The sequence below is a fragment of the Sphingomonas sp. FUKUSWIS1 genome, from assembly GCF_000733135.1.
Classification (GTDB): Bacteria; Pseudomonadota; Alphaproteobacteria; order Sphingomonadales; family Sphingomonadaceae; genus Sphingomonas; species Sphingomonas aerolata.
In genome coordinates this window covers 1-1,168 of record NZ_JPJC01000197.1, presented here as the reverse complement: position 1 = coordinate 1,168, position 1,168 = coordinate 1, and the positions used below count along the sequence as shown (strand labels likewise).

2 protein-coding genes are annotated in these 1,168 nt (G+C 72.9%); both read left to right on the top strand.

The annotated features are described in order from the left end of the window. Positions 1–1,037 (top strand): phage portal protein (locus sphsw_RS12070; RefSeq protein WP_031440834.1); only part of this gene is annotated, 1,037 nt, incomplete at its 5' end. Further along, a partial coding sequence (locus sphsw_RS20810) for a DUF6127 family protein (RefSeq protein ID WP_327195645.1) occupies positions 1,037–1,168 on the top strand: 132 nt, incomplete at its 3' end. The genes sphsw_RS12070 and sphsw_RS20810, both read left to right, overlap by 1 nt.

Below are 1,168 nucleotides of genomic sequence, written 5' to 3'. Positions count from 1 at the left end.
GCGGTGTCGCGGGGGCGCGGGGGTACGAGGCGCAGGTGCGCGAGGCGTATCTGGGGAATGCGGTGGCGCAGCGGGCGGTGAAGCTGGTCGTCGAAGGCGTCGGGTCGGCGCCGCTCGACGGGTCGGATCCGGCGCTGGTCGCGCTCGTCACCGCGCGGTCGGGGGGGCAGATGCTGATCGAGACGGTGGCGGCGCAGCTGCTGCTCCACGGCAATGCCTATGTCCAGGTGCTGCGCGATGCCGATGGCGGCGCGGCCGAGCTGTACGCGCTGCGGCCCGAGCGGGTGAGCGTCGAGGCGGATGCGGGCGGGTGGCCCGCGGCGTATCGCTATGCGGTCGGCGCGCGGGTGACGTGGCTGTCGGCGGATCCGGTGCGGCCGCAGGTGATCCACCTGAAGGCGTTTCATCCGGTCGACGATCATTACGGACTGGGGTGCCTGGGCGCCGCCGCCGCTGCGGTCGGGATCCACAATGCGGCGGCGCGGTGGAACACGGCGCTGCTCGACAATGCGGCGCGGCCCTCAGGAGCGCTGGTCTATGATCCGGGGGACGGGTCGGCGCTGTCGGCGGACCAGTTCGCGCGGCTGAAGACCGAGCTCGAGGCGTCGTTTGCGGGGAGCGGGAATGCGGGGCGGCCGATGCTGCTCGAGGGCGGGCTGAAATGGCAGGCGCTGAGCCTGACGCCCGCGGACATGGACTTTGCCGGCACGCGGTCGGCGGCGGCGCGCGAGATCGCGCTGGCGTTCGGGGTGCCGCCGATGCTGCTCGGGCTGCCGGGGGACAATAGCTACGCCAATTACCGCGAAGCCAATCGGGCCTTGTGGCGGCTGGCGATCCTGCCGCTGGCGACGAGCGTGCTGACGGGGATCGCGCAGGGATTGAGCGGCTGGTTCGAGGGGGCGGCGCTGCGCGTCGATCTCGACCGGGTGCCGGCGCTGGTCGAGGACCGCGAGCGGCTGTGGGGGATGGTCAGCGCGGCGACGTTCCTGAGCGATGCGGAGAAACGCGCGATGCTCGATGTGAAGGAGGGGGTGTGATGGATGGGCATGTGCTGGCGCAGCTGATGGCGCAGGGGGCGGAGCGGGGGGCGGACCTCGTCACGCTGCGCGCGATCGCGGAGGAGGCGGGTGAGCTGGGCGCGACGCGCGCGCTGGCGCGGCTGGGGCTG